Below are 20775 nucleotides of genomic sequence, written 5' to 3'. Positions count from 1 at the left end.
TTTAATTTCATTCTCTTTTTATTGAGTACATTCTGGTTTAAGTTGTAATTAATCAGTAAAGGACACGCCATAAATAAAAGGTAGCGTATGATTCCCAGTTTTTCCATGGTAACGATATTTCTAAGATTTCATCTTTCGTAGGCTTTCGGTCCATATTACGTAATAATTTTATCGAATTAATAAGACCCACATCATCGATTGGAAAAGCTGTCTGGAACCTGAGACAGCGCATTAGAACATAATTGGCTGTCCAAGGACCGATTCCTCGTATTCTAATTAAGTTCTTTTCAGCATCTTTAAAGTTCATTGTCATTAATTTTTCCCTCGATATTTCTCCACTTGCCATTAATTTGGCAATTCCAATGATATATTCACTTTTTTTTACCGTCATTTTAATATCTGCTAGGTCGGTAGGTGTTAACTGTGCAATTCGTTCGTACGGTGGGAACACCCAATACTTTTTCCCATTCCATTCGATAGAATCGCCAAATCCTTCTACAAATTGCTTCTTTAAGGCGTACGCGAAGGCTAAGTTAATTTGTTGCCCTAAAACTCCCCAACATAAAGCTTCAAATAAATCGGGAATGCCGACAACTCGCAATCCATAGAATTTTTGGGCAGGCATTTTAAGTAATGGGTCTGCTTTTGCCATTTCATAAAATGGCGTTAAATCGTTATCAAGATCAAACCATTCATGAATATATTTTACAATCTCTTCCCGTTTCCACTTTTCAATAGGTCTAGAATCATTTAGGAATTGAACAACCATTTGTTTATTATTGATTACGCTTACCTGTACTAAAGACCGAATTTCCCCAATGGCTATAACTTTTGTAATGATATCGTTCTCTATTTCATACATGCATTCATTTTTTTCCCTTGTTAGATAGGCTAGGTTTGCATTCATGTCGAAATTTTCAGGTAGTGTGATTACAATATCATCATTGACTTCATACCATGTCACTTTTTCATTCTCCTCATCTTATTACGATTTTCTATTGCAATTTTACTTTATCACATAATAATCTTTACTAATTTTGTTATCTTGCTATTACATTCTAAACACCTTATTTTTTTCTATTTATGAGGTTATAGTGTTAGTTATCAAGAATGTTAAATAGGAGTGATAAAATTGGTCCAAGCTATAAAAACACGTATCGAAAATTTAAATTGGGATTCAATTCAAAATGAATTAGATGAGCAAGGATTTGCAAAGCTTCCAGCGATTTTAACAAAAGAGGAATGTGAATTCTTCATAGAGTTGTATTGTGAGGAAGAGTCATACAGAACGACAATCAATATGACGAGATACCGCTTTGGGAATGGGGAGTACAAATATTTTTCCTATCCATTACCTGAAATCATCCAAAGTTTAAGAGAGTCTTTTTATCTTGAATTGGCCAAAACAGCCAATCGATGGTTGGGTTATTTAAAGAAAACAGAACAGTTTCCAGATCATCTTCAAGATTTTTTGAACACCTGTGAAGAATATGAACAAACTAGACCGACACCTTTAATATTAAAGTATGAAACAGGCGGGTTTAATTGTTTGCATCAAGATTTATATGGCGATATATTTTTCCCGTTTCAAGTAGTATTTGTGTTAAATCAACGAGATAAAGACTTTTGCGGTGGAGAATCTCTATTAGTGGAACAAATTCCTCGTGCTCAGAGTAGGGGACATGTAATTACTTTAGAACAAGGCAGTGCGCTGATTTTTCCGACTAACCATAGACCAGTTCTAGGTAAAAGAGGATTTTACAAAAATACGGTTCGTCACGGAGTAAGCACGGTTACTTCTGGAGAACGATACGGTCTTGGAATCATTTTTCACGATTCTAAATAAAAATTAAACTTCAATATCTTGCTATTCCATTCCCAGAATTGTACATTCTGAATTTATAGGGAGTATATTGTAAGGAGAGGTGAGCTAAATGCTGGATAGTATCAATAACGGACATAAAGAGAGCCATGATCATAGAATTTCGAATGATGTAGAAATGATAACAAATGAAAAGTGGCAAGCAATTATAAATAATGATGCAGCGTACAATAATCAATTTTTCTACGCTGTAAAGTCAACAGGGATATTCTGTAAACCATCCTGTAAATCTCGCGTTCCGAACAAAGAAAATGTATGCATTTTTCCAAACGCAGAACAAGCTATCCGCGCAAATTTTCGCCCTTGTAAACGGTGCAAGCCCACTAATGAAAACCTGCCTGATAGCGAGTGGGTTGATTTAATTACTGAATACATTGATAAAAATTTCACAGAAAAATTAACGCTAGAATCGTTAGCAACTATTTGTCATGGGAGTCCGTATCATATGCATCGAACATTTAAAAAGATTAAAGGCATTACGCCGGTTGAGTATATACAACAAGTTAGAGTACACGCGGCTAAAAAGTATTTGATTCAGACAAATAAAGCGATTGGAGATATCGCCATATGTGTGGGTATTGCTAACGCGCCTTATTTTATTACTTTATTTAAAAAGAAAACTGGACAGACACCAGCACAATTTCGTCAAATGAGTAAAATGGAGGAAAAGTACAATGGAAACAAAGAATAAACCAACCCTTTATTGGTCTTTACTAAAGTTTAAAGATTGGAATTTTTATATTGCTTCAACTTCAAAGGGGCTTGTGTTTGTAGGGTCACAGAACAAACCATTCGAGGAATTGTTCGATTGGGCTAAGAAACGCTTTCCAGGAAGTCCTCTTGTTGAAGATGATGAAAAGCTGGAACCCTATGTCGTTGAAATCACTCAGTATCTAGAAGGAAAGCGAAAAACCTTTACTGTTCCATTTGAGTACGTAGGTACGCAATTTCAGCTAGCAGTCTGGCATGCACTTTGTGAAATTCCTTATGGACAGACGAAATCCTATTCCGACATAGCAAATGCTATAAATAAACCAGCAGCTGTTCGTGCTATAGGCGCGGCTATTGGGGCTAATCCGGTATTAATTACTGTACCGTGCCATCGTGTAATAGGAAAGAATGGCTCATTAACTGGCTATCGGGGCGGATTAGAAATGAAGACACTGCTCCTAGATCTAGAAAAGCGAGCTTCATCTAGCAATGAGTAATTATTGCCGTACAATAAATGGAGGTTACGTCATGAAAAGTGAATTATTCTATAAAAGTCCGAAAACCATTCTGAATAAAGGGACTGGCTTTCTTTCTGGATATACTCATTCACTAAATCCTTATACAGGCTGTTCATTCGGGTGTTCCTATTGTTATGTACGCGAAATGCCTGTATCTCTTTTTCGAGAAGGGGAATGGGGAAATTGGGTCGATGTTAAAAACGGAGCTGCGAATTTATTAAAAAAGGAGCTTCATCGCGCCAAAGCCAAAGGGAATGTAACCATTTTTATGTCATCAAGTACAGACCCGTATCAACCAATAGAGCATAAGGAAAAAGTGACGCGATCTTTACTAGAAGTTATGGTAGAAGATCCCCCTGACTTCCTATTTGTACAGACTAGAAGCCCACTTGTAAGTCGAGATATCGATTTGCTGCAACATTTTAAAGATAAAGTTCGAGTAAGTATGACTATTGAGACAGATTCGGAAACGATACGTAAACATTTTACTCCAAAGGCACCCCCAATCCAGGCGCGCTTTAAGACATTGGAAAAATTAGCAGCTGCGGGAATACCGACCCAAGTTGCTATAGCCCCCATCTTACCAAGTGGGGAATATTTTCCTGAGAAGTTGAAGCCATTCGTCGATCGGATATGTATTGATGACTACTTCATGGGCGATGGCAGTGGTGGAAAACGCACAAGAAAACTTGATATTGAGGAAAAATATGCCCAACTTGGTTTAGAAGAATGGTATGGACCAGATGTAATTAAAAAAGTATATAATCGATTTATTGAAATTTTTCCGGAAAATCACGTTTATGTGAGCCAGGCTGGGTTCGAGCCGTAAAAAAATAGGAAGTGATTACATGCATATTTTTTATTGCAAATACAATAAAAATAACTTAAATTTATAGAGAGTTAACTATAAAGGAGTGTAATCAATGACTGTAAAATTAGCTAAGTGTAGTATAGGAGATTTAATAAAACTACAAGAAGTCAGTATCGAAACATTCAATGACACATTTAAAGATCAGAATTCACCTGAAAATATGAAAACTTATTTGGAGAAAGCATTTAATACTATACGGCTGGAGAAAGAATTGTCCAATCCAAATTCGGAGTTCTATTTCATCTATTACGACGAAGAAACTGCTGGCTATTTAAAGGTAAATGTCAATGAGGCTCAATCAGAGCAAATGGTGGATGAATCACTAGAAATTGAAAGAATTTACATTAGAAATAAATATCAAGGAAAAGGACTTGGAAAACATTTAATCAACAAAGCGATGGAAATAGCGGTAGCACAAAACAAAAAAAGCATCTGGTTAGGTGTTTGGGAAAAGAATGATAATGCCATAGGTTTTTACAAGAAAATAGGTTTTATCCAAACTGGGGCTCACTCATTTTATATGGGTGATGAAGAACAAATTGATATCATCATGACAAAAACACTTATATAAAATATTTATGGCAGAAACGTTGATATAATAACATTTCTGCATTCTATTTTAGTCATTTTCTATTTTTTTCATGGCTTCTGCCACTGCAGAAGCATTAGGATCCTCTTCTTTATAAAGCTTGCTTATAATATTTGCGTAATAAGTAGCATTACGATCTTGACTTAATTTATAGGCAGCTTGAACTTCTTTTATTCTAATTCTAAATCCTTTTATTCCTTTTATCTCTTGTAGTAACATTTCAGGAGAAAGATTATCCCACAATACGGGATTTTCACGAAATTTCTCATATTTTTCAAGTAAATTAGTCAAATCCTGTTCTAACTCATTTCCTTCCATGAGACTTGCTTTTCCATAAACATGAACTGATTGATAATTCCAGGTCGGTACATTTTCTTTTTCATACCAAGAAGAATAATGGACCATTAAATATAACTAATATTAAAGGCAATGAATCAAATAATGGGAGATAACGTGAATATTTATGGTGCTAGTAGTAGATTACATATTCTGCTGGAACCAAATAATAGTATGTCCGAAGGTGACTAATAGAAAGAGCAAAAATGGAAGGTGTAAAGTTATATCCAACGTCAATTTTTTATGCGATCCCCCAAAAAAAACAACCAGCAAAAGTTTTGCTTGAGTTTGCTAACTTAGATGAAGAAGAATTTGATCAATATTGAGTTGTAGAATAGCTATTCAATACGCTAGAGCAATTACCATCAATCGATGTGCAGGACACCGCAGCGTTAGACGCGCTCATGCCCAGATCAGAGAAGATTCTGACTAACTTTAAGGTGTCGAAAAAATAATGATTTAAATTATGATAACAATAGCGCCCCCTGAACACAGGTGGGCGCTATTTGACGCTTATATTTATTCTTTCTTTGCTTTAATATTGTGCGGCTTTCCTCGGATGAATCCTCATCATTTGGTATAATAAAGAATAGATTTTTTGGAACGGAGCGATTGATATGAACGGAGCGCAAAAAGCGTTTTTTGAGGAAAAGGAGCGTTCACTTGGTGTTCGTCTAAATGATGTGCAGACGCAGACGGTGTTGCAAACGAATGGCCCGCTGTTACTATTGGCATCACCCGGTTCAGGAAAAACGACGACGATTATTATGCGTATTGGCTATATGATTGAAGCGCTTGGTGTGAATCCTTCTCGCATAAAGGCTGTTACGTTTAGTAAGGCATCGGCCAGTGATATGAAGTCACGTTTTGCAAAGTTTTTCCCGCATTTGCCACCGGTTGATTTTTCGACGATTCATAGTTTAGCATTTCAAGTTGTGCGGCAGACACTTGAACGTCAGGGCATTTCGTACGGCATCATTGAAGAATCGGACAAGCCTGGTGTTGTTTCAAAAAAACGAGTGCTTCGCGAGATTTTTGAACAATTAAATGGCTCAAAAATTACCGAAGATCAGTTAGACGAGCTACTGACGTACATAACGTTTATCAAAAATAAAATGCTGCCCGAACAGGAATGGGCAATTGCAGAAGTAAAGGTACCAAGAAAAGTCGAGATTTTACAGCGTTATGAGGAATATAAACGCACAGGTAGTGACCGTTTGTTAATTGATTTTGACGATATGCTATTAATGGCAAATGATATTTTCACGAAAAATCGAGAAGTGTTGGCGCAATACCAACGCCGCTACGATTATTATTTAACGGATGAAAGTCAGGATACATCGCCAGTTCAACATGCGATCATCGCAAAGCTCGTCGCAGTCCATCAAAATTTATGCGTCGTTGCAGATGAGGATCAGGCCATTTATAGCTGGCGCGGTGCAGAGCCAGATTATTTGTTGAATTTCCGAAAGATATATCCTGAGGCGTATGTTTTACTTATGACGCAAAACTATCGTTCATCTGCAACGATTGTAGAACCAGCCAATATATTCATTCAGCGAAATAAAAAGCGTTATAACAAGCAAATGTTTACGGAAAATCCTGCAGCAGAGCCAATCTCGTTTAAAATCCTAGAGAATTACAATTTACAGGCCAAATATTTAGTGGACCAATTGAAAAATGTGTCTAAGCGCGGCTCAACGGCTATTTTATATCGAAATAATACGTCAGCCATTCCGCTTATGGACGTGTTTGACAGAGCTGGTTTGCCTTTCTATATGAAAGATTCCACGATTCGCTTTTTCACGCATTGGGTCGTGGAGGATATTAAGAACTTCATGCGTCTAGCGTACAATACAAAAAATATCACGGTATTTGAAAAAGTTTACAGAAAAATGAATGCTTATATTACACCCACGCAATTGAAGGCGCTACAGAAAGTGCAGGAGGATGACTGTGTATTCACACAGTTGCTAGAGCATGTTGAGTTAAAGGATTATCAGCCTGAATATATTAAACAGATTCGCAAAACGTATGATAGCATTCAATTTGATAAAACGACGCCAACAGCCATGCTAGAGCATATCTGTTATGACTTTGGTTATGAACGTACCTTAAAGAAAATAAGTGAGAAACTCGGTTTTAATTATGAAAATTTATTAGATATTGTGAATGTACTTGGTTTAATTGCTCGTCATACGCCGACGATGACCGAATTTGCGGGTCGTTTGAAGCAGCTTGAAAATTTAGCACGATCGTCTCATATAAAAAATGAATTGAATGCAATTACACTGACAACATTGCACAGTTCAAAAGGCTTGGAATTTGACCGTGTGTATTTGATTGACTTGATTGAGGGGATTTTACCTAGTGAGGCAGAAGAAGAAATCGAGGAAGAAACACGACTCTTTTATGTCGGTATCACGCGTGCGATTCGCCATTTGGAACTAATTTCGTATAGTAAGCGTTTTAAAACAAGTGTGGTGCCATCGATTTTCATGAAGGCGTTAAAACAAATCGTCACACCGCAGGAAATGCCGAAGAAAGCTCTGAAGCAATACCGTAATGAGCGGACGATTACAACCGAGTCAGCGTTAATCGTTGGCTCAAAAGTAAAGCATGTGATTTTTGGAGAAGGAGAAATTTTAGCCGTTACGAGTAGTACGATTGAATTGTCATTTGCTACGGGGCTTAAGAAGCTTTTGACGGATACATGTTTACAACAAGGCTATTTAGAAACGATGGAAGATTAAATGAAGCGTATTCGGGATTTTTTCGAATACGCTTTTATAGTAGTGCTATTTTGTAGGGGTCCTTGATGGAAAATAACCGGCTTTACTTCGTAATGTGTCAAAGTATGTGTGTTATGTGCGTATATAAAATTGAGAAAAAAGAGAGTCAGTGTCTTAAGGCTGTTTATGTTTGACTGTTTTCTTATAGATTGTTGCTATTAAACAAATGAAGTAGGTTTTTGAATAAAAAGTAACAATATACGAAGAATAAGCAATAAACATAAATCAGAGGTGAGTGTTGATGGTTAAACAATACTTAGTCATATTAGGAGTTTTATTTATTGTTATTACTTCTACGCAAGTTGTTAAATCAGAAACAATTCCAAAAGCAGAAGAAATGTATGTCACAACAGAGGACATTATTTTAGATATTGTATTCCCATATATTGATAAAAGAGTAATAAGTGAATATGGGCAGAATACACTTTTTGATTGGTAATGGAAAGGAATTTTTGATATAACTTACAATGACAATCATTCCTATGATGTTACTGTAAAAATTGAAATCCCATCGAAAAATCTTGATGATGCTAAAGAAGATTTAGTTAAAGTAAGAATATGCCCATCCTGTGATAGTGACAAGATTAATAAGCAGAAATGTAATCACGGTTTCAAAATTGATATATTAGATTACAAACATTTATCTCAATTGCCTTCACACTGACCTGAGCCTATTCCACACCAACAAGTATCCTTCTATCCCATTCTCGAATAGTCTGAGCGCTGTTCTGTAGGACAAAAAAGAAAAGCACATCAGCTACCACAATCCCATCATAAAAATACTGATTAAGGTACTAAGATATAATTGAGGTAAATTGGATTAAGTTAATATTTAGGCAGGTTAGTTCAATCGCGGATTCATAATTTTCCACAACTGGTTGATGTCTAAACGACTTATTCTTTTAATTTACAACTTATTAAGAAATGTAATTGTTTTGGCTGTAGCCTTGCTATTCCTATTTGCAATGAGAATTAGCGAAACATAAAACATCTTTAATCTCTATATAAAAGCAAGTATCCTTAAGAAACAGTGTTTGGAAAAAAGGGGTTTGCGTGATATATAGTTAGTGGATGGTGATTGTTTGCAAAAATCTCGACAGAGGATAATTAACGAACTTTTTATACAAAACCTATTGAAACATTCGTGTTTTCACTCTAGAAATGCTATTCGCCCATCGGCTGGATACTTCTTCAATTGAATAAAACACGAATATTATATCCGATCAGCCAAGTACACTAAACCAACAAAAAAAGTACAATGACTTCACTTTTTAGTCATTTAAAATGAAGGGATTGTAAATAATAATCCGTTTTTGAACGTAACCATTGAGGATTTTACAGGTGATACGCATCTTTCGAAATACTTAGATATTATGGTACTGTATCAAGTGTATAAAGCAGCACATGAATTACAACCAGATGGAGTAAACATTCTCGCACCATTGCTGTTGGATATTTATACTGGATTACGTTCTACGAATTTAATTAATTGGTTAAATCGCTAGAACTCTTGATAAAGAAGATAATAAAAAACAATAGTATATTAAAACACCAATTATTAATTCAAAAAATAGAGAAGGATTGCTTCCAAATCCACCAAAAGCAATGGCTGTACTTTGTGATTATGCACAAGGAAAGTCACCAGATGATCCATTGCGTTATGGATTAAAAGGAAAGGCTTTTGCCAATAAGCAAATGAATTACATAGTGAAAAAGATTCGTGAACATCTAGAATGGATTGTTGAAATGCCAGTACCTATTAAAAGTGACGTTAAAAAGAAAATTAAAACAAATAAGTATTTCACGCCGCATGAGCTACGTTATTCGATAACAGGCATATTCCACGATATAGGGGTTGAAGATAATTCTATTCGGTTGCATTCTAAAGACAGTCTTTAGGTCTTTAGACTTTCTAAAGAATTGAAACAGCTTCGAACGGCACAGATTTTATTGGAAAAGTTCTTGAATCTGCATTAGAAATGGAAGAGAAGTTTAGTGAACTAATGGATTTAGAAATGATCTATGAACAACTACCAGTGGCATATAATAACCTATTAAAACATACTATATTATTGAATTTAAGGATCAACAAAATTCGTTTTACTTTTTCAAAAATGGAACATGCAATGTTATCGAATACAAGTCCTTATTCAAATATTTTGTTGTAACATCAATGTTCCAAAAGGAGGCCGTAAGTGATGTAGCTTGAAGCGGGTAGGTGGGAGGCCTGCCTTTAAAGATGACATGTAAACCCGCGGATCTAGTGCTTGACGATTTTTATTTAGGAAAACAGGTTTTAATGGATAAATTTGATATGCTCTTAAAGAAGCTTTATAGGATACCAGAAGCGGGATGAAGGGGGCAATATACATTCTTTTTTCCCTTTTCCATCAATTCAAATCGTTTCATTAACTAAATCAACTTGTTCCCAAGTTGATGAAACGAGTTCAGATCGCCTCAGACCTGTTGTTACTAACAATTTAAACATTGTCTCATTTCGCATAGAAAAACGTGATTAGTTGCGTTCTAAATAGTTAAATAGCTGTTGTAGATCCATCAAGGTCATATAGATCGCAAGTCGAAAAGTATAGATATTATGGGTAGTTGACGTAGCATTCTTTCACAAAAAATAATTTTAGTTTACATAATATAAATATCTTGGTCATAACCTTCTAATTATTGGATGGTATCATTCAAAAGAGTGTGTTAATTATCTTTTATAGAATATTTAAACAATATTCGCAAAAATTATTACATAAGTAATACATACATAAGTTGCAAACATTGTGTTAACTTTCTGTTTTGGGAGATTTTAAATGAGGTATGCATGACATATAAATAAAGAAATGTAGTTATTCAGTACAATTTATATCTATCTGAAATATAAATTTTTACAGTAAGTAGAACGAAAGAGAACATTCAGTTGACCTTATTGCAAAGCTGCTTTTCATACAGCATAGAGCCATTAATAGTACTTATTTCTCTCATCTGAAAGGGTGATGACCAATTATGAATAGACTTTCTTTTGGAGTAGACATTAAGAAAATTTTATTGCTGGTTGGATGTCTTGTATTAATGATGATACTTGGTGCTTGTACAAATGAAAAAAAAACAAGTCAGTCAGAATTTAAAAAACAATATTTTGAAGGAAAAAGTGATAATTGGTATGTAAAAATGGTAAGCGAAATGGATAGCAATAGACGCTATATTATCTCTTATATTGGAGAAGGAAATAAACCATTAAATTTTAAATATGAAATATATGAATCTTCACACAACCCAACATTTGGCGATGGCGAATTTAAAAACCAAGAGGAATTTGAAATTTTTTTAAAATGCGGTGGACCGTGTGATGCCCTTCCTAATAGCGTGCCTATTCAAATTCAATGGGAAGGAGAAGAAGAAAAAGTAGTAATTCGTAATAAAAAATAGAATGTTGTCGGTAACATCGTTCTATCCTAAACTTTTTGAATTATTTAGCAGACATTGCATCAAATATCGGCAGAAACACAAGTTGGACTAATCTACCAATTCATTTCTAGGCTCTTTGGTTGTAACTTTCGCAACTGTCATCAATTTCAGCCATAGTATTACTTGTTCCAACAATAACACCAGGTCTTCTTTTTCCTTTTGATCTTTGTAAATCCAAATTTCATCCTTGGCTTTAGACATTATTCTTCTTCCGCCTCATCGTCTACAACAATGTGATCTTTATTGAAATACTTTTCATAAAGTATTTCGAGAAGTTTCCACTTTTCATCAACATTCATGTTTTCCATTGCTTCGGATTTCCATTGCAGTTTTTTCACTCCTGTATGTTGGTAATTTTTTACCAATTTCGGCTTTTCAATACCAATCAATATTTTTATTCACACCATTTTTAACGAAAGAACGTAAGGATGAAATTTTACAAATCAATTGAAGATGGTGCCAAATGATCATTTTTAACACGTTCATGGATATACAACGAACAAGTGCCTTAGTAATATCATTTGGTCAAATAATCGATTATTTGACTCTAGAAAGGCAACAAAGCTGTTCAGAGCATATTCGTAGCCAACAAGTGTATTATCAGAAGAAACTCATCGATAAGTAGCATTGATTAACATAAATAACACCTCCGATAATTTACAAAAAATTAACAACCCGTTTAAACGGAGATAATTTTCGTTCAAAAAATCGATAAACGGTTCACGACAAAATATTGAGGAACTTGTCACAATAAATAAAAGATATTGTACGTGAAACATGAATCTACGGACACCCGAAAAGTCATTAACTAAGCAATTCTTTAGAATATGTCTGGACATTGTGATCAAAAGACAAGAAACTCCAGACAAACATGTTAAATTTTTTATATAAACCAAAAGAAATAGTTGTTGATGGATAAGACCAATCTCAGTTGGATAAAATATTTGTGAACTTAAAAAGTTCAAATTTTAAGGATTGGGAGGACTAAATATGTCATCTGAAATGGGAGAAATACATCGTACTGGTGAAGACATTAACGACGAAATAGTACATTTTGGTGGGCAAGCTGAGAGTGTTTTTAGTTCATTGGCTGAACCAGGTCGACTTTCAATACAAAAGAAAGCAGACGAATTAGCTGCACAGTATCTTGAAAGTAATCCTAATCCAGACTATTATGATTGTGTTGAAATTGTAGCAGAGGGAGTTTTGACAGCAAGGAACGAAATAAAGGCTAGCAGTGGTTCTTGGGGAGAATCAGTAGATACAGCACTTGGTGCCAGCGTTGGAATTCCAGCAGCAAAAATAGCTTGTAAAAGAATAACGATGTTGTCTTAACATTAATTTTTGAAAAAGCGTAGGCGTAAAAAGCTTATGCTTTTTGATATTTATTGATTTCTTTTATCTTCTCCTCAATAGTAATTTTAGTTGTCTGGACATTCTTGTCCATATAGAAAAAGTACAGATATTATGGGGAATTGACGTATCCAAGCCCTCTTGCACGCCAAATATATTTTTAGTTTACATAATATAAATACCTTGGTCACAACTTTCTAATTATCGGATGCTTCCCATAATTTATCGTTCAAAAGGGGATTATTCATTTAAATAATACTAATTATCGTTTAATCTAGATTCTCCTTAAGACGAATAAAATATTCAGCGTAACAATTAATTGCACTTCCAATTGTCAGACAAAAATCTAACCTAAGCCAGCAGACGCAGCAAGAAGAGAAGCGCTAGAAGAGTTAGGTATAAAAGTAAGGGTCAAGGATTGTATCGCAGAAGTTAAATTTAATGGCAATCAATATTTTTTCTTATCGGAAATAATTGAAGGGGATTTTGGAACTGGGCAAGGTGAAGAGTACACTGACAAAAACAAAGATAGAGGAACTTATTTACCAATATGGGTAGAGGTTGAAAAAATGTTGTCGATTGATGTTAAGCCGAAAGAAGTTGCTTTAAAGTTTCATTATTTATTCAAGTAGAAAACTACCTGATGCAGTGTAATGTTACTAAACAATCTGAGGATAGAAATTATAAAAGGGTCACTGAGTAAAGGTGACCCTGAATGAGGAAGGATGTGACGGTCAACCAACGCCACAACTGAATAAGTGCGTGCAATACACTTTGTGCAAGTAGAGGTTACTTATACGTAAAAAACGTAGCGTCGTCACACGCTACAGCAAACTAATGAACATTATTAGGATGTAATTAACATCCATTGCAAAACAAACTTTTTGGAGAATTTTATTATTTTTTGAATTACTTGATTTATTACTTTTTAGGAATGCTTTGTTATTACTTAATATGTGAACTAATAAGAATAAGTGTAATTCCCGTAAATAGGCAAATGATTCTCGCCACAGGAATTTTATCAGCTAGTCCAAATAATGCAATTGCAGTCGTTACGATTAAAACTGTTGGACCAACCAAAGCAAGCATTGTATTAATATAGAATGCTTTTTCTAAACTATTAAACTTTAGCATCAACAATCCAGCACTTACTTCAATACTTCCAGACAATACGCGTAAAATAACCATAGCAAGAAGCGATTTTTCAATAATTGTCATCATCCTATCTTTATAGAAAATTTTCGCTTATATTATAATTCCATCATTAGGATAATAATAGACTTCTGTTTTAATGAAATACTAAAATCAATATATGTATGATTCGTATCAAATATTCTTGTTATATTATGCTTTATAGTGTTTTAATAAGTGATTTTCTAGTTAAAAGTTCAAAGAATTTATTAATAGAATCAGTTTTATAAATCCATTTTCTGTTTTTAAAAGGAAATAGTATAGGTGCATATAATAAAATCCTAAAGATTTATGGGAAAGATAGTACTTTTAAAAGATGCAGGCTTTACAAATATCTCAATTTAACCGAAAAATGATGTCTCAGCTATTATTCAAGCTATTAAATAAAAGGTTTAATTAATTGAAATTGAACAAAACCACAAGCAAACATAACCCCGTTCTAAATTAGAACGGGGTTATTTGAAGGAACATAAGTGCATTGTTGATAAGAAAGTAGATAATCATAAGTTTCAACATCATTTTTAATTTGTCTGTAGATTCTTGTCCATATAAAAGTACAGATATTATGGGTAGTTGACGAATCCAAGCCCTTCTCCTCGCCAAATAATTTTAGTTTACATAATATAAATACCTTGGTCACAACTTTCTAATTATCGGATGTTTCCCATAATTTATCGTTTAAAAGGGGATTATTCGATTAAATAATGCTAATTATCGTTTAATGTAGATTTGTCCAATATTCATAAGAATTATTCATAAGAGTGAACAAATAACAAAGTGAAACCGATAGTATTATATATTGCTTATGAGTTATTTAATACATACAAATATTGAAGGAATAAGGAAAAGCTGTAGTCTATAGTGTAGAAAATCAATGAGGTGTTCACCCTAGATTATGTAAAATAAGGAAACGCTAAATACTTTTATTGTGCGCTGTGAGAGCGATCGAGATGGGCAACGGTACGTGTGACTAAATCTCGATACGTTTCAAGTAAAGAACCAGTTAAGGATTTAGAAATAGCTAAGAAAGAATCTCCTAAAGTAGATAATCAATGAGAGATTGAAACAAGTGATGTTATGCTAGCTATTGGTGATTCTTTAATGATAGATATTACTTGAAGCTTACAAGAAATATATCCTAACATTACAATTGATGCAAAAATCGAGCGCTGTAATGATGTTAGATGGGGGCACTACTGAATTAGCGTGTTCAGTAGGTTTATCGAAGAATGTAAAAATTGATGATACTTTGATTCAACATATAGTTGATGATTCTATTAGGAATATTTCTGAAACAGAAAACGTAACATTTGAAAATACAAAAATAATAATCGAGAAACTAACAGACATATAAGTATAGTCGCTATATGGGATTAATGAGGTGATAAAGAGGAAAAAAACTGCTGAACATATTATTGGATCGATAATGGTATCTTCTGGTGTTGGCATTAATTCGACCATCATATTAATGATGTGACGTGGCGTACTGAACCAAATCCACCAACACCAATGTGTTGCTCACTGTTGGTAAAGAAAGTTTAATAGTTTGCAGTATTTATTACTTGGCACATGAATTAAAAAATTGTCATACTATTAATAGTCGTGTGACTAAAAAGATAGGATAATTATTGACTTCTTAGGATTTTTACATGATATATTATTTTAAATTAAATTTGTTTAGGAATAACTACGGTGAAACGTACAATTAATGATAGAGGTCTTTTATATGTTTATTCTGACAGCCCATGTGGAGTGCATAGTATTGATAGAGAAGAAATAGTCTCATATTAAAGGCTTAGGAGGTTTTTGAGTAAAAATTGAAGTGTGTTTTGTGTTCCCTCAGACTAATTATTTTGGGGGAAGTTTGCTTTAGGGGGCCGAACAAATACGCAGAACTATGGATATTTGTGTTAAAGTTCGGGTTCTGCGCATAGGTTATTTGAGTTATAAGACAATTGGTTTTTTAGAAAATTAGATAGATTAATGATTCAAAACTTCAGGAACTAGAGGAGTTGATGATGCTTTCGAATCTCATACAGTGGTTATTCAATACTCATTTTTATAATTATCTGCCATATTTAAATCTCTATATGAAACTTAAAAAATTTGTTCTGCTACCAATTCTGAAAGAGTTTTAATTCCATAGTCAATTTCATTTAAGGATGCATAAGAATAAGAAATTCTTAAATATTGATCAGAGTGAAACTCATACAAATCTCCAGGGTGAACAAGTATTTTCCGACTTAAGGCTTTAGTAAAAAGCTGGTACATGGATATACCTTCATTTAACTTAAGCCAGATAAAATATCCGCCCCTAGGGATATTCCATGTACCGATGCCGGTAAAATATTTCTTTAATGCTTCAAGAGCAACATCTCTTCGGATCTTAACATTTTTCCTCATTATATCGTTATGCTGATAATAAAGACCACTAGAGAATAGTTCTGTGGTTACATTCTGGGAGAGTGAGCTGGTTCCATAATCAGTTTGCATTTTTATATCTGCCAATCTTTCAATGACTTTTTCTGATCCAACAATCCATCCAATCCTGAGACCAGGACTTAAATTCTTCGATATTCCACCAATATATAATACAAGTCCATTGTTATCAAATGCCTTTATTGGCTGTGGAGGTTGTTCATCAAACCAAAGCTCCCTATATACATCATCCTCGATAATAGGCAAACGTTCCCTATCACACGCATCAACAAGCGTTTTTCTTCTTTCAAGTGACATGACACTCCCGGTAGGATTTTGAAAAGTAGGTATTGTAAAAAGCATTGCTCCTTTTCTCCGCCTATGTCGATCCACCAATTCTTTTATTTCTATACCTTCTTCATCCAGCTTAATTCCCGAAAGCTGCATTCCGAACGATTGAAAGGTTCTAAGAGAGTATAGGTAGGATGGCTTTTCAACATATACTACTGAGTTCGTGTGCAAAAGGCCAAGGGAAATAAGCTGCATTGCCTGCAAAACACCAGAGGTAATCAAAACTGAGGATGGATCAGCTTCTATTCCTATTGTTTTAAGGTATGTGCATACCTCTCTTCTTAGATGGATATTTCCTTTTGGTTCTTCATAACCCAGCGATGCCATAGACTTGGACAGTTTTTTTAGTACGCCCTGAATCATTTTGTTAGGTATTAATTCAGGGGAAGGTTCGCAGGACCCCATTCGGATGATATCAGGTTGGAATTCAGCCTGATTGATCTGCTGCATTATATTTTGATTTGTTTGATGTAATCCCGAAGATATATAGGGAAGCCAATTATGTGAATGATTAATGGACATTAATGTCCATGTATTGTTTATTACTTTTGTACCTCCACCAGCATTACCGCTAATAAGGCCTTCAGCTGCCAGCTCTTCAAGGGCAGATACTACGGTACTTCTGTTTACACAGAAAATTTCAGAAAGTGTCCGCTGACTTGGCAATTTGAAACCAACTGGCCATTCTCCAGTTGCTATTTTATCTTTTATGAAGTTAACAATCTGTATATTCAATCGAGTAGGATTATTTCTATCAGGTCTCCAGTTGATATCCAACATTAAATTCCTCCAAAATCATAGTACTTTTACAATATCATTTGGTTGGTTAAATAACAACCAAGAATGGTTGGAGACTTTTTGTTGTTGTTCAAATACAATTACATTAACAGATATTAAAATTTTAAAGGAGAATGATAACTATGGTACCAATAAGAATTCTAAGTGATAATGATGTTAAGAACATTCTTGATATCAAGAATACAGTAGCATGTGTAGAAAAAGCCTATGCGCTTAAAGCCAACAATCAGGTGAGACTATTCTCCATGGTATCTGAGGTGATTTTTGAGGGTAGGGCAGAAATGGATATTAAATCAGGGATGCTTAATGAAGAAGATGTGTTTGGATTAAAACTCGTTTCATGGTTTGGTGATAATAAAAATCAAGGGCTTCCAGCTATAACTGGGCTGACTATGTTATTTGATTTGAAGAATGGGTTTCCTAAGGCAATGATCAACGCAAGTTATTTGACAGGAATGCGTACTGGAGCAGCAGGTTCAATAGGCGTGAAACACATGTCAAAACAAGATTCAAAAACACTAATGATTGTAGGTACAGGCGTTCAGGCGATTTTTCAAATAGCAGCCACTCTATCTCAAGTTCAGACAATCAATAAGGTATATATATATGACCCCGTAAAATATGAAAATGCATCAAAATTCCAGTATTCAATAAAGACGGAACTAAATAAAATCATAAATGATATCAACGATACTTATAATAAGAGCTGGAAACAAAGAATTGAGTCAGTTCAGTTTGTAGCTGTAGAAAATCCAGTGAAAGCTTTGGAAGAAACCGATGCAGTAATTACGATAACGCCTTCGCGAAAACCACTGATTTTTAAGGAGTGGATTAAGCCAGGCATACATTTCAGCTGTGTGGGGGCAGACATGACTGGAAAACAGGAAATAGATGAAAAGATTTTTGAGGTAGCTTCTGTATATGTAGATGATATTACACAAGCATCGACAGTCGGAGAAACACAAAGTGCTATAAGGGCTGGTATATTAGGCAAAAACAATTTGACTGAAATTGGACAATTCATACTTGGAAATGCGAAAGGACGTACAAGAGATGAAGAAATTACGATTTTTGATAGTACTGGCATAGCATTGCAGGATCTTGCAGTTTCAAAATATATTGTATCAAAAGCAGAAGAAATGAATGTTGGGACAATCGTGCAAATATAAAATCGATATACAATTTGGAGGGATCATATTATGAAGTTAAAAGTTTATACATTAAATTCATTTGCAAAATCCATTGAGGGAGGGAACCCTGCCGGAGTGGTACTTAGCGCTGATTATCTATCAGATGCGGACATGAAAAAAATAGCAGGTATCATCGGTTTTAGTGAGACTGCTTTTGTCATGAAGTCAGACCTTGCTGACTTCAAGGTTAGATTCTTTACACCTAATGAAGAGGTTGATCTTTGTGGCCATGCAACGATAGCGGCGTTCTATACACTTTCAAGCCAAGGATATATTAAACCAGGAAAATATTCTCAAGAAACAAAGGCTGGAATTTTAAATGTAGAAGTAATGGAAGACCTATCAATTATGATGGATCAAAATGCTCCAAGCTATTATGAAATAATAGACAAGGAGGAAATTGCAGATTCCTTAAATATTACTATAGATGAAATGTTGGGGGATCTACCAGTGCAAATTGTATCTACTGGCCTTAGGGATATACTTGTACCGATTAGAAACTTAGATATATTAAATTCTATAAAGCCAGATTTTGAAAAAGTAACAAATATCAGCAGTAAATATAATACCATTGGTTATCATATTTTTACCCTTGAATCACTAAAGGATTCAAATGCTCACTGTAGAAATTTGGCACCTTTATATGGAATTCCAGAAGAATCTGCAACTGGTACATCCAATGGTGCTCTTTCATGTTATCTATATAAATATGGTAAAATCAAACCTGAACATGTTATTAATATATCTGTTGAGCAAGGTTACTCTATGAAAAAACCTTCAGAAATAGTTATAGCGTTAGCCACTCAAGGGAAAGAAATTATTGGGGTAAAGGTGGGCGGAAAAGCATTGAATTTGTCTGAAACAGAGGTTGAAATATAATTGTAGAATATAAATTTCTAATAAAATTGAAATAATAAGATAGCCGGATTAGGTGTTATGGTACATCTAGTATGGCTGTTTTTTTCTTAGATCGTTTGTAAACAAACAGACCGTCAAAGCATTTACGGACTGAAAAGGCATTAGTTTTAAGGTGCTCGTTTAAGTATAGAAAATTGAGACACAAAATAGAATCCAATTACTTACTGAAGTTGGATATGGTCCCTAGGGCTACAAAATACAAGAGTTTCTTTATTCAAGATGGATATAGATTTCGTATCCCAATGATCAAAATGACGATGTGTTAGAAGGATAGCATCTACATCTTCGAAAATCTGAAGTGAAACAGTCAATGAAGTCAATGGATTTCTGCGATAATTTCTAGTGAAAGGGACAGGTGAAAGTTTACCGGCTTCACTCAACATCGGATCAATCAGAAATTGTTTTCCATTTATTGAGATAATTGATGTAGCATGTCGAATATACTGTACTGAAATGGGCATAAAAGCATCTCCTCTAAACAATTTAGTGACTACAAAAATAAATTCGTATGTATCTTCCAAAAAAAACATATTTGTTTTCTTTTCAAAAATATATGAACCTAGCGTTAAAACACAAGTGAAAAATTGCAAGCCATCCAAAACAGTTTTGGGGTTCAGTTCAACTTTGTTCAAAATGAAATTAATTTTTAGCAGTAAAATCAATTAAAGTTTAGCTTTTTTGATCAATTTTTTTATTAAACTAACAAAAATACTTGCAACACCTATTATAGTACTGTACAGTACTAATTATGACAAGGGGAAAATTAATGAATCAAAAACGTGTGATTGAAGTAGCTGCAACATTATTTTTAGAAAAAGGGTTTGCTTATACAAGCATGGATGAATTAGTTCGTGTAAGCAAAGTTTCAAAGTCTAATGTGTATTATCACTTCTCTAATAAGGAAGAATTGTTGGAAGGGGTCGTTGATTATTGGATTGAAATGTATCAATCTGCAATTGATGGCTTACTATCTCAAAACCAATTATTAGTTGAAGATCGTATCCAACTGTTTTTAAAGCAATTATCACAAGGAGTTCAGACGAGAGAATATAAGGGGAGCTGTCCATTTATTACGCTTTATATTCAAAGCCCTACAAATGCCACAAAAGTAAAAGAAAAAATAGGTCTTTTTTTTGCAGGATTACAAACGAAAGTTTCTCTATTACTTAAACAAGGGGTAGAGAATGGTGAATTTAGAAAGACAATTAATATTGACGAGGTTGCATCTCTTTTTATTACAAATCTTGAAGGAGCGCTATTTATTTCAGAAACACTGAAGGATGCAACTGTAATCATGAAAACAGCAGATCATTTTTTTAACTTGCTTCGATAAAAGAAGCATTTTTTTTACATCAAATTAGTACTGAATAGTACTAAAAGGAGGAT

General features: G+C 34.2%; 22 protein-coding genes and 2 pseudogenes. 16 read left to right on the top strand and 8 right to left on the bottom strand.

What is annotated here, in order from left to right:
* Nucleotides 1-52: 52 nt before the first annotated feature.
* Complete coding sequence (locus ACQKOF_RS05110; protein ID WP_427554308.1) at nucleotides 53-964, bottom strand: DNA glycosylase; 912 nt, start codon at nucleotides 962-964, stop codon at nucleotides 53-55.
* A 168-nt stretch (nucleotides 965-1132) separates the two neighbouring features.
* On the opposite strand from ACQKOF_RS05110, the gene ACQKOF_RS05105 reads away from it, so the two are divergent.
* The 5 genes from ACQKOF_RS05105 to ACQKOF_RS05085 all read left to right on the top strand — a co-directional run bounded on the left by ACQKOF_RS05105 (nucleotide 1133) and on the right by ACQKOF_RS05085 (nucleotide 4553).
* Nucleotides 1133-1846, top strand: a complete 714-nt coding sequence (locus ACQKOF_RS05105; protein WP_427554306.1) for a 2OG-Fe(II) oxygenase — start codon at nucleotides 1133-1135, stop codon at nucleotides 1844-1846.
* Nucleotides 1847-1934: 88 nt separating this feature from the next.
* Nucleotides 1935-2573 (top strand): bifunctional transcriptional activator/DNA repair enzyme AdaA, encoded by a 639-nt coding sequence (adaA, locus tag ACQKOF_RS05100; protein ID WP_427554304.1) that lies wholly within the window; start codon nucleotides 1935-1937, stop codon nucleotides 2571-2573.
* The gene (gene adaB / locus ACQKOF_RS05095; RefSeq protein ID WP_427554302.1) at nucleotides 2557-3090 is read left to right on the top strand and encodes a methylated-DNA--[protein]-cysteine S-methyltransferase; all 534 of its coding nucleotides are present in this window, start codon (nucleotides 2557-2559) and stop codon (nucleotides 3088-3090) included. Before adaA ends, adaB begins: the two co-directional genes overlap by 17 nt.
* Before the next feature lie 31 nt (nucleotides 3091-3121).
* The gene (locus ACQKOF_RS05090; protein WP_427554300.1) at nucleotides 3122-3940 is read left to right on the top strand and encodes a radical SAM protein; all 819 of its coding nucleotides are present in this window, start codon (nucleotides 3122-3124) and stop codon (nucleotides 3938-3940) included.
* Nucleotides 3941-4034: 94 nt separating this feature from the next.
* Nucleotides 4035-4553: a GNAT family N-acetyltransferase gene (locus ACQKOF_RS05085; protein WP_427554298.1), complete on the top strand. Its 519-nt coding sequence runs from the start codon at nucleotides 4035-4037 to the stop codon at nucleotides 4551-4553.
* A 48-nt stretch (nucleotides 4554-4601) separates the two neighbouring features.
* Here the strand turns inward: ACQKOF_RS05085 and ACQKOF_RS05080 are convergent.
* A pseudogene (locus ACQKOF_RS05080) lies at nucleotides 4602-4964 on the bottom strand (FMN-binding negative transcriptional regulator); the annotation flags it as partial.
* Nucleotides 4965-5524: 560 nt separating this feature from the next.
* Between ACQKOF_RS05080 and ACQKOF_RS05075 the strand changes: the two are divergent.
* From ACQKOF_RS05075 to ACQKOF_RS05060, 4 genes are all read left to right on the top strand, one after another.
* A complete protein-coding gene (locus ACQKOF_RS05075; protein ID WP_427554296.1) occupies nucleotides 5525-7660 on the top strand; it encodes an ATP-dependent helicase in 2136 nt (711 codons plus the stop codon).
* Nucleotides 7661-7940: 280 nt separating this feature from the next.
* Nucleotides 7941-8138: a hypothetical protein gene (locus ACQKOF_RS05070; protein WP_427554294.1), complete on the top strand. Its 198-nt coding sequence runs from the start codon at nucleotides 7941-7943 to the stop codon at nucleotides 8136-8138.
* 874 nt (nucleotides 8139-9012) lie between these two features.
* Nucleotides 9013-9204, top strand: coding sequence for a hypothetical protein (locus ACQKOF_RS05065; RefSeq protein ID WP_427554292.1), 192 nt, complete (start codon nucleotides 9013-9015; stop codon nucleotides 9202-9204).
* A 76-nt stretch (nucleotides 9205-9280) separates the two neighbouring features.
* Nucleotides 9281-9598: a hypothetical protein gene (locus ACQKOF_RS05060; RefSeq protein WP_427554290.1), complete on the top strand. Its 318-nt coding sequence runs from the start codon at nucleotides 9281-9283 to the stop codon at nucleotides 9596-9598.
* A 496-nt stretch (nucleotides 9599-10094) separates the two neighbouring features.
* Here the strand turns inward: ACQKOF_RS05060 and ACQKOF_RS05055 are convergent, their stop codons facing one another.
* Nucleotides 10095-10187, bottom strand: coding sequence for a hypothetical protein (locus ACQKOF_RS05055; protein WP_427554288.1), 93 nt, complete (start codon nucleotides 10185-10187; stop codon nucleotides 10095-10097).
* 521 nt (nucleotides 10188-10708) lie between these two features.
* Between ACQKOF_RS05055 and ACQKOF_RS05050 the strand changes: the two genes are divergently transcribed.
* Nucleotides 10709-11131 carry a hypothetical protein gene (locus ACQKOF_RS05050; protein WP_427554286.1) on the top strand — a complete coding sequence of 141 codons (423 nt, stop codon included), beginning with the start codon at nucleotides 10709-10711 and terminating at the stop codon, nucleotides 11129-11131.
* A gap of 87 nt (nucleotides 11132-11218) precedes the next feature.
* Here the strand turns inward: ACQKOF_RS05050 and ACQKOF_RS05045 are convergent, their stop codons facing one another.
* Nucleotides 11219-11371, bottom strand: a complete 153-nt coding sequence (locus tag ACQKOF_RS05045) for a hypothetical protein (RefSeq protein ID WP_427554284.1) — start codon at nucleotides 11369-11371, stop codon at nucleotides 11219-11221.
* The gene (locus tag ACQKOF_RS05040) at nucleotides 11371-11559 is read right to left on the bottom strand and encodes a hypothetical protein (protein WP_427554282.1); all 189 of its coding nucleotides are present in this window, start codon (nucleotides 11557-11559) and stop codon (nucleotides 11371-11373) included. Before ACQKOF_RS05040 ends, ACQKOF_RS05045 begins: the two co-directional genes overlap by 1 nt.
* Nucleotides 11560-12160: 601 nt before the next feature.
* On the opposite strand from ACQKOF_RS05040, the gene ACQKOF_RS05035 reads away from it, so the two are divergent.
* Both ACQKOF_RS05035 and ACQKOF_RS05030 read left to right on the top strand, forming a co-directional pair.
* Entirely contained in the window at nucleotides 12161-12505 is a 345-nt protein-coding gene (locus ACQKOF_RS05035; protein ID WP_427554281.1) for a hypothetical protein, read from the top strand.
* 386 nt (nucleotides 12506-12891) lie between these two features.
* Nucleotides 12892-13155 (top strand): annotated as a pseudogene (locus tag ACQKOF_RS05030) (DNA mismatch repair protein MutT); the annotation flags it as partial.
* Nucleotides 13156-13468: 313 nt separating this feature from the next.
* Here the strand turns inward: ACQKOF_RS05030 and ACQKOF_RS05025 are convergent.
* Nucleotides 13469-13744, bottom strand: coding sequence for a YqhV family protein (locus tag ACQKOF_RS05025; RefSeq protein ID WP_427554279.1), 276 nt, complete (start codon nucleotides 13742-13744; stop codon nucleotides 13469-13471).
* A 1144-nt stretch (nucleotides 13745-14888) separates the two neighbouring features.
* Here ACQKOF_RS05025 and ACQKOF_RS05020 point away from each other — a divergent pair.
* Nucleotides 14889-15068, top strand: a complete 180-nt coding sequence (locus ACQKOF_RS05020) for a hypothetical protein (RefSeq protein ID WP_427554277.1) — start codon at nucleotides 14889-14891, stop codon at nucleotides 15066-15068.
* Nucleotides 15069-15811: 743 nt separating this feature from the next.
* On the opposite strand, the gene ACQKOF_RS05015 is transcribed toward ACQKOF_RS05020, so the two are convergent.
* Nucleotides 15812-17263: a PLP-dependent aminotransferase family protein gene (locus ACQKOF_RS05015; protein WP_427554275.1), complete on the bottom strand. Its 1452-nt coding sequence runs from the start codon at nucleotides 17261-17263 to the stop codon at nucleotides 15812-15814.
* A gap of 140 nt (nucleotides 17264-17403) precedes the next feature.
* Between ACQKOF_RS05015 and ACQKOF_RS05010 the strand changes: the two genes are divergently transcribed.
* On the top strand, nucleotides 17404-18450 hold the full coding sequence (locus ACQKOF_RS05010) for an ornithine cyclodeaminase family protein (RefSeq protein WP_427554273.1): 1047 nt from the start codon (nucleotides 17404-17406) through the stop codon (nucleotides 18448-18450).
* A gap of 30 nt (nucleotides 18451-18480) precedes the next feature.
* The gene (locus ACQKOF_RS05005; protein WP_427554271.1) at nucleotides 18481-19350 is read left to right on the top strand and encodes a PhzF family phenazine biosynthesis protein; all 870 of its coding nucleotides are present in this window, start codon (nucleotides 18481-18483) and stop codon (nucleotides 19348-19350) included.
* Nucleotides 19351-19550: 200 nt separating this feature from the next.
* Here ACQKOF_RS05005 and ACQKOF_RS05000 read toward each other — a convergent pair whose 3' ends face one another.
* A complete protein-coding gene (locus ACQKOF_RS05000) occupies nucleotides 19551-19850 on the bottom strand; it encodes an MBL fold metallo-hydrolase (protein WP_427554269.1) in 300 nt (99 codons plus the stop codon).
* Nucleotides 19851-20155: 305 nt separating this feature from the next.
* On the opposite strand from ACQKOF_RS05000, the gene ACQKOF_RS04995 reads away from it, so the two are divergent.
* Nucleotides 20156-20722, top strand: coding sequence for a TetR/AcrR family transcriptional regulator (locus ACQKOF_RS04995; protein WP_036130195.1), 567 nt, complete (start codon nucleotides 20156-20158; stop codon nucleotides 20720-20722).
* The last annotated feature ends 53 nt before the right edge of the window (nucleotides 20723-20775 follow it).

The sequence above is a fragment of the Lysinibacillus sp. NPDC093190 genome (assembly GCF_050280425.1).
GTDB lineage: Bacteria > Bacillota > Bacilli > Bacillales_A > Planococcaceae > Lysinibacillus.
The sequence above is the reverse complement of the archived record's forward strand: the minus strand, read 5'-3'. Positions and strand labels throughout refer to the sequence as shown.

What these genes read in the sequence shown, in the direction of transcription:
- adaA (WP_427554304.1), top strand. Translation starts at nt 1,935, where the DNA reads ATGCTGGATAGTATCAATAACGGACATAAAGAGAGCCATGATCATAGA.
- adaB (WP_427554302.1), top strand. Translation starts at nt 2,557, where the DNA reads ATGGAAACAAAGAATAAACCAACCCTTTATTGGTCTTTACTAAAGTTT.
- ACQKOF_RS05090 (WP_427554300.1), top strand. Translation starts at nt 3,122, where the DNA reads ATGAAAAGTGAATTATTCTATAAAAGTCCGAAAACCATTCTGAATAAA.
- ACQKOF_RS05085 (WP_427554298.1), top strand. Translation starts at nt 4,035, where the DNA reads ATGACTGTAAAATTAGCTAAGTGTAGTATAGGAGATTTAATAAAACTA.
- ACQKOF_RS05075 (WP_427554296.1), top strand. Translation starts at nt 5,525, where the DNA reads ATGAACGGAGCGCAAAAAGCGTTTTTTGAGGAAAAGGAGCGTTCACTT.
- ACQKOF_RS05070 (WP_427554294.1), top strand. Translation starts at nt 7,941, where the DNA reads ATGGTTAAACAATACTTAGTCATATTAGGAGTTTTATTTATTGTTATT.
- ACQKOF_RS05055 (WP_427554288.1), bottom strand. Translation starts at nt 10,187, where the DNA reads ATGTTTAAATTGTTAGTAACAACAGGTCTGAGGCGATCTGAACTCGTT.
- ACQKOF_RS05050 (WP_427554286.1), top strand. Translation starts at nt 10,709, where the DNA reads ATGAATAGACTTTCTTTTGGAGTAGACATTAAGAAAATTTTATTGCTG.
- ACQKOF_RS05045 (WP_427554284.1), bottom strand. Translation starts at nt 11,371, where the DNA reads ATGTCTAAAGCCAAGGATGAAATTTGGATTTACAAAGATCAAAAGGAA.
- ACQKOF_RS05035 (WP_427554281.1), top strand. Translation starts at nt 12,161, where the DNA reads ATGTCATCTGAAATGGGAGAAATACATCGTACTGGTGAAGACATTAAC.
- ACQKOF_RS05025 (WP_427554279.1), bottom strand. Translation starts at nt 13,744, where the DNA reads ATGATGACAATTATTGAAAAATCGCTTCTTGCTATGGTTATTTTACGC.
- ACQKOF_RS05020 (WP_427554277.1), top strand. Translation starts at nt 14,889, where the DNA reads ATGATGTTAGATGGGGGCACTACTGAATTAGCGTGTTCAGTAGGTTTA.
- ACQKOF_RS05015 (WP_427554275.1), bottom strand. Translation starts at nt 17,263, where the DNA reads ATGTTGGATATCAACTGGAGACCTGATAGAAATAATCCTACTCGATTG.
- ACQKOF_RS05010 (WP_427554273.1), top strand. Translation starts at nt 17,404, where the DNA reads ATGGTACCAATAAGAATTCTAAGTGATAATGATGTTAAGAACATTCTT.
- ACQKOF_RS05005 (WP_427554271.1), top strand. Translation starts at nt 18,481, where the DNA reads ATGAAGTTAAAAGTTTATACATTAAATTCATTTGCAAAATCCATTGAG.
- ACQKOF_RS05000 (WP_427554269.1), bottom strand. Translation starts at nt 19,850, where the DNA reads ATGCCCATTTCAGTACAGTATATTCGACATGCTACATCAATTATCTCA.
- ACQKOF_RS04995 (WP_036130195.1), top strand. Translation starts at nt 20,156, where the DNA reads ATGAATCAAAAACGTGTGATTGAAGTAGCTGCAACATTATTTTTAGAA.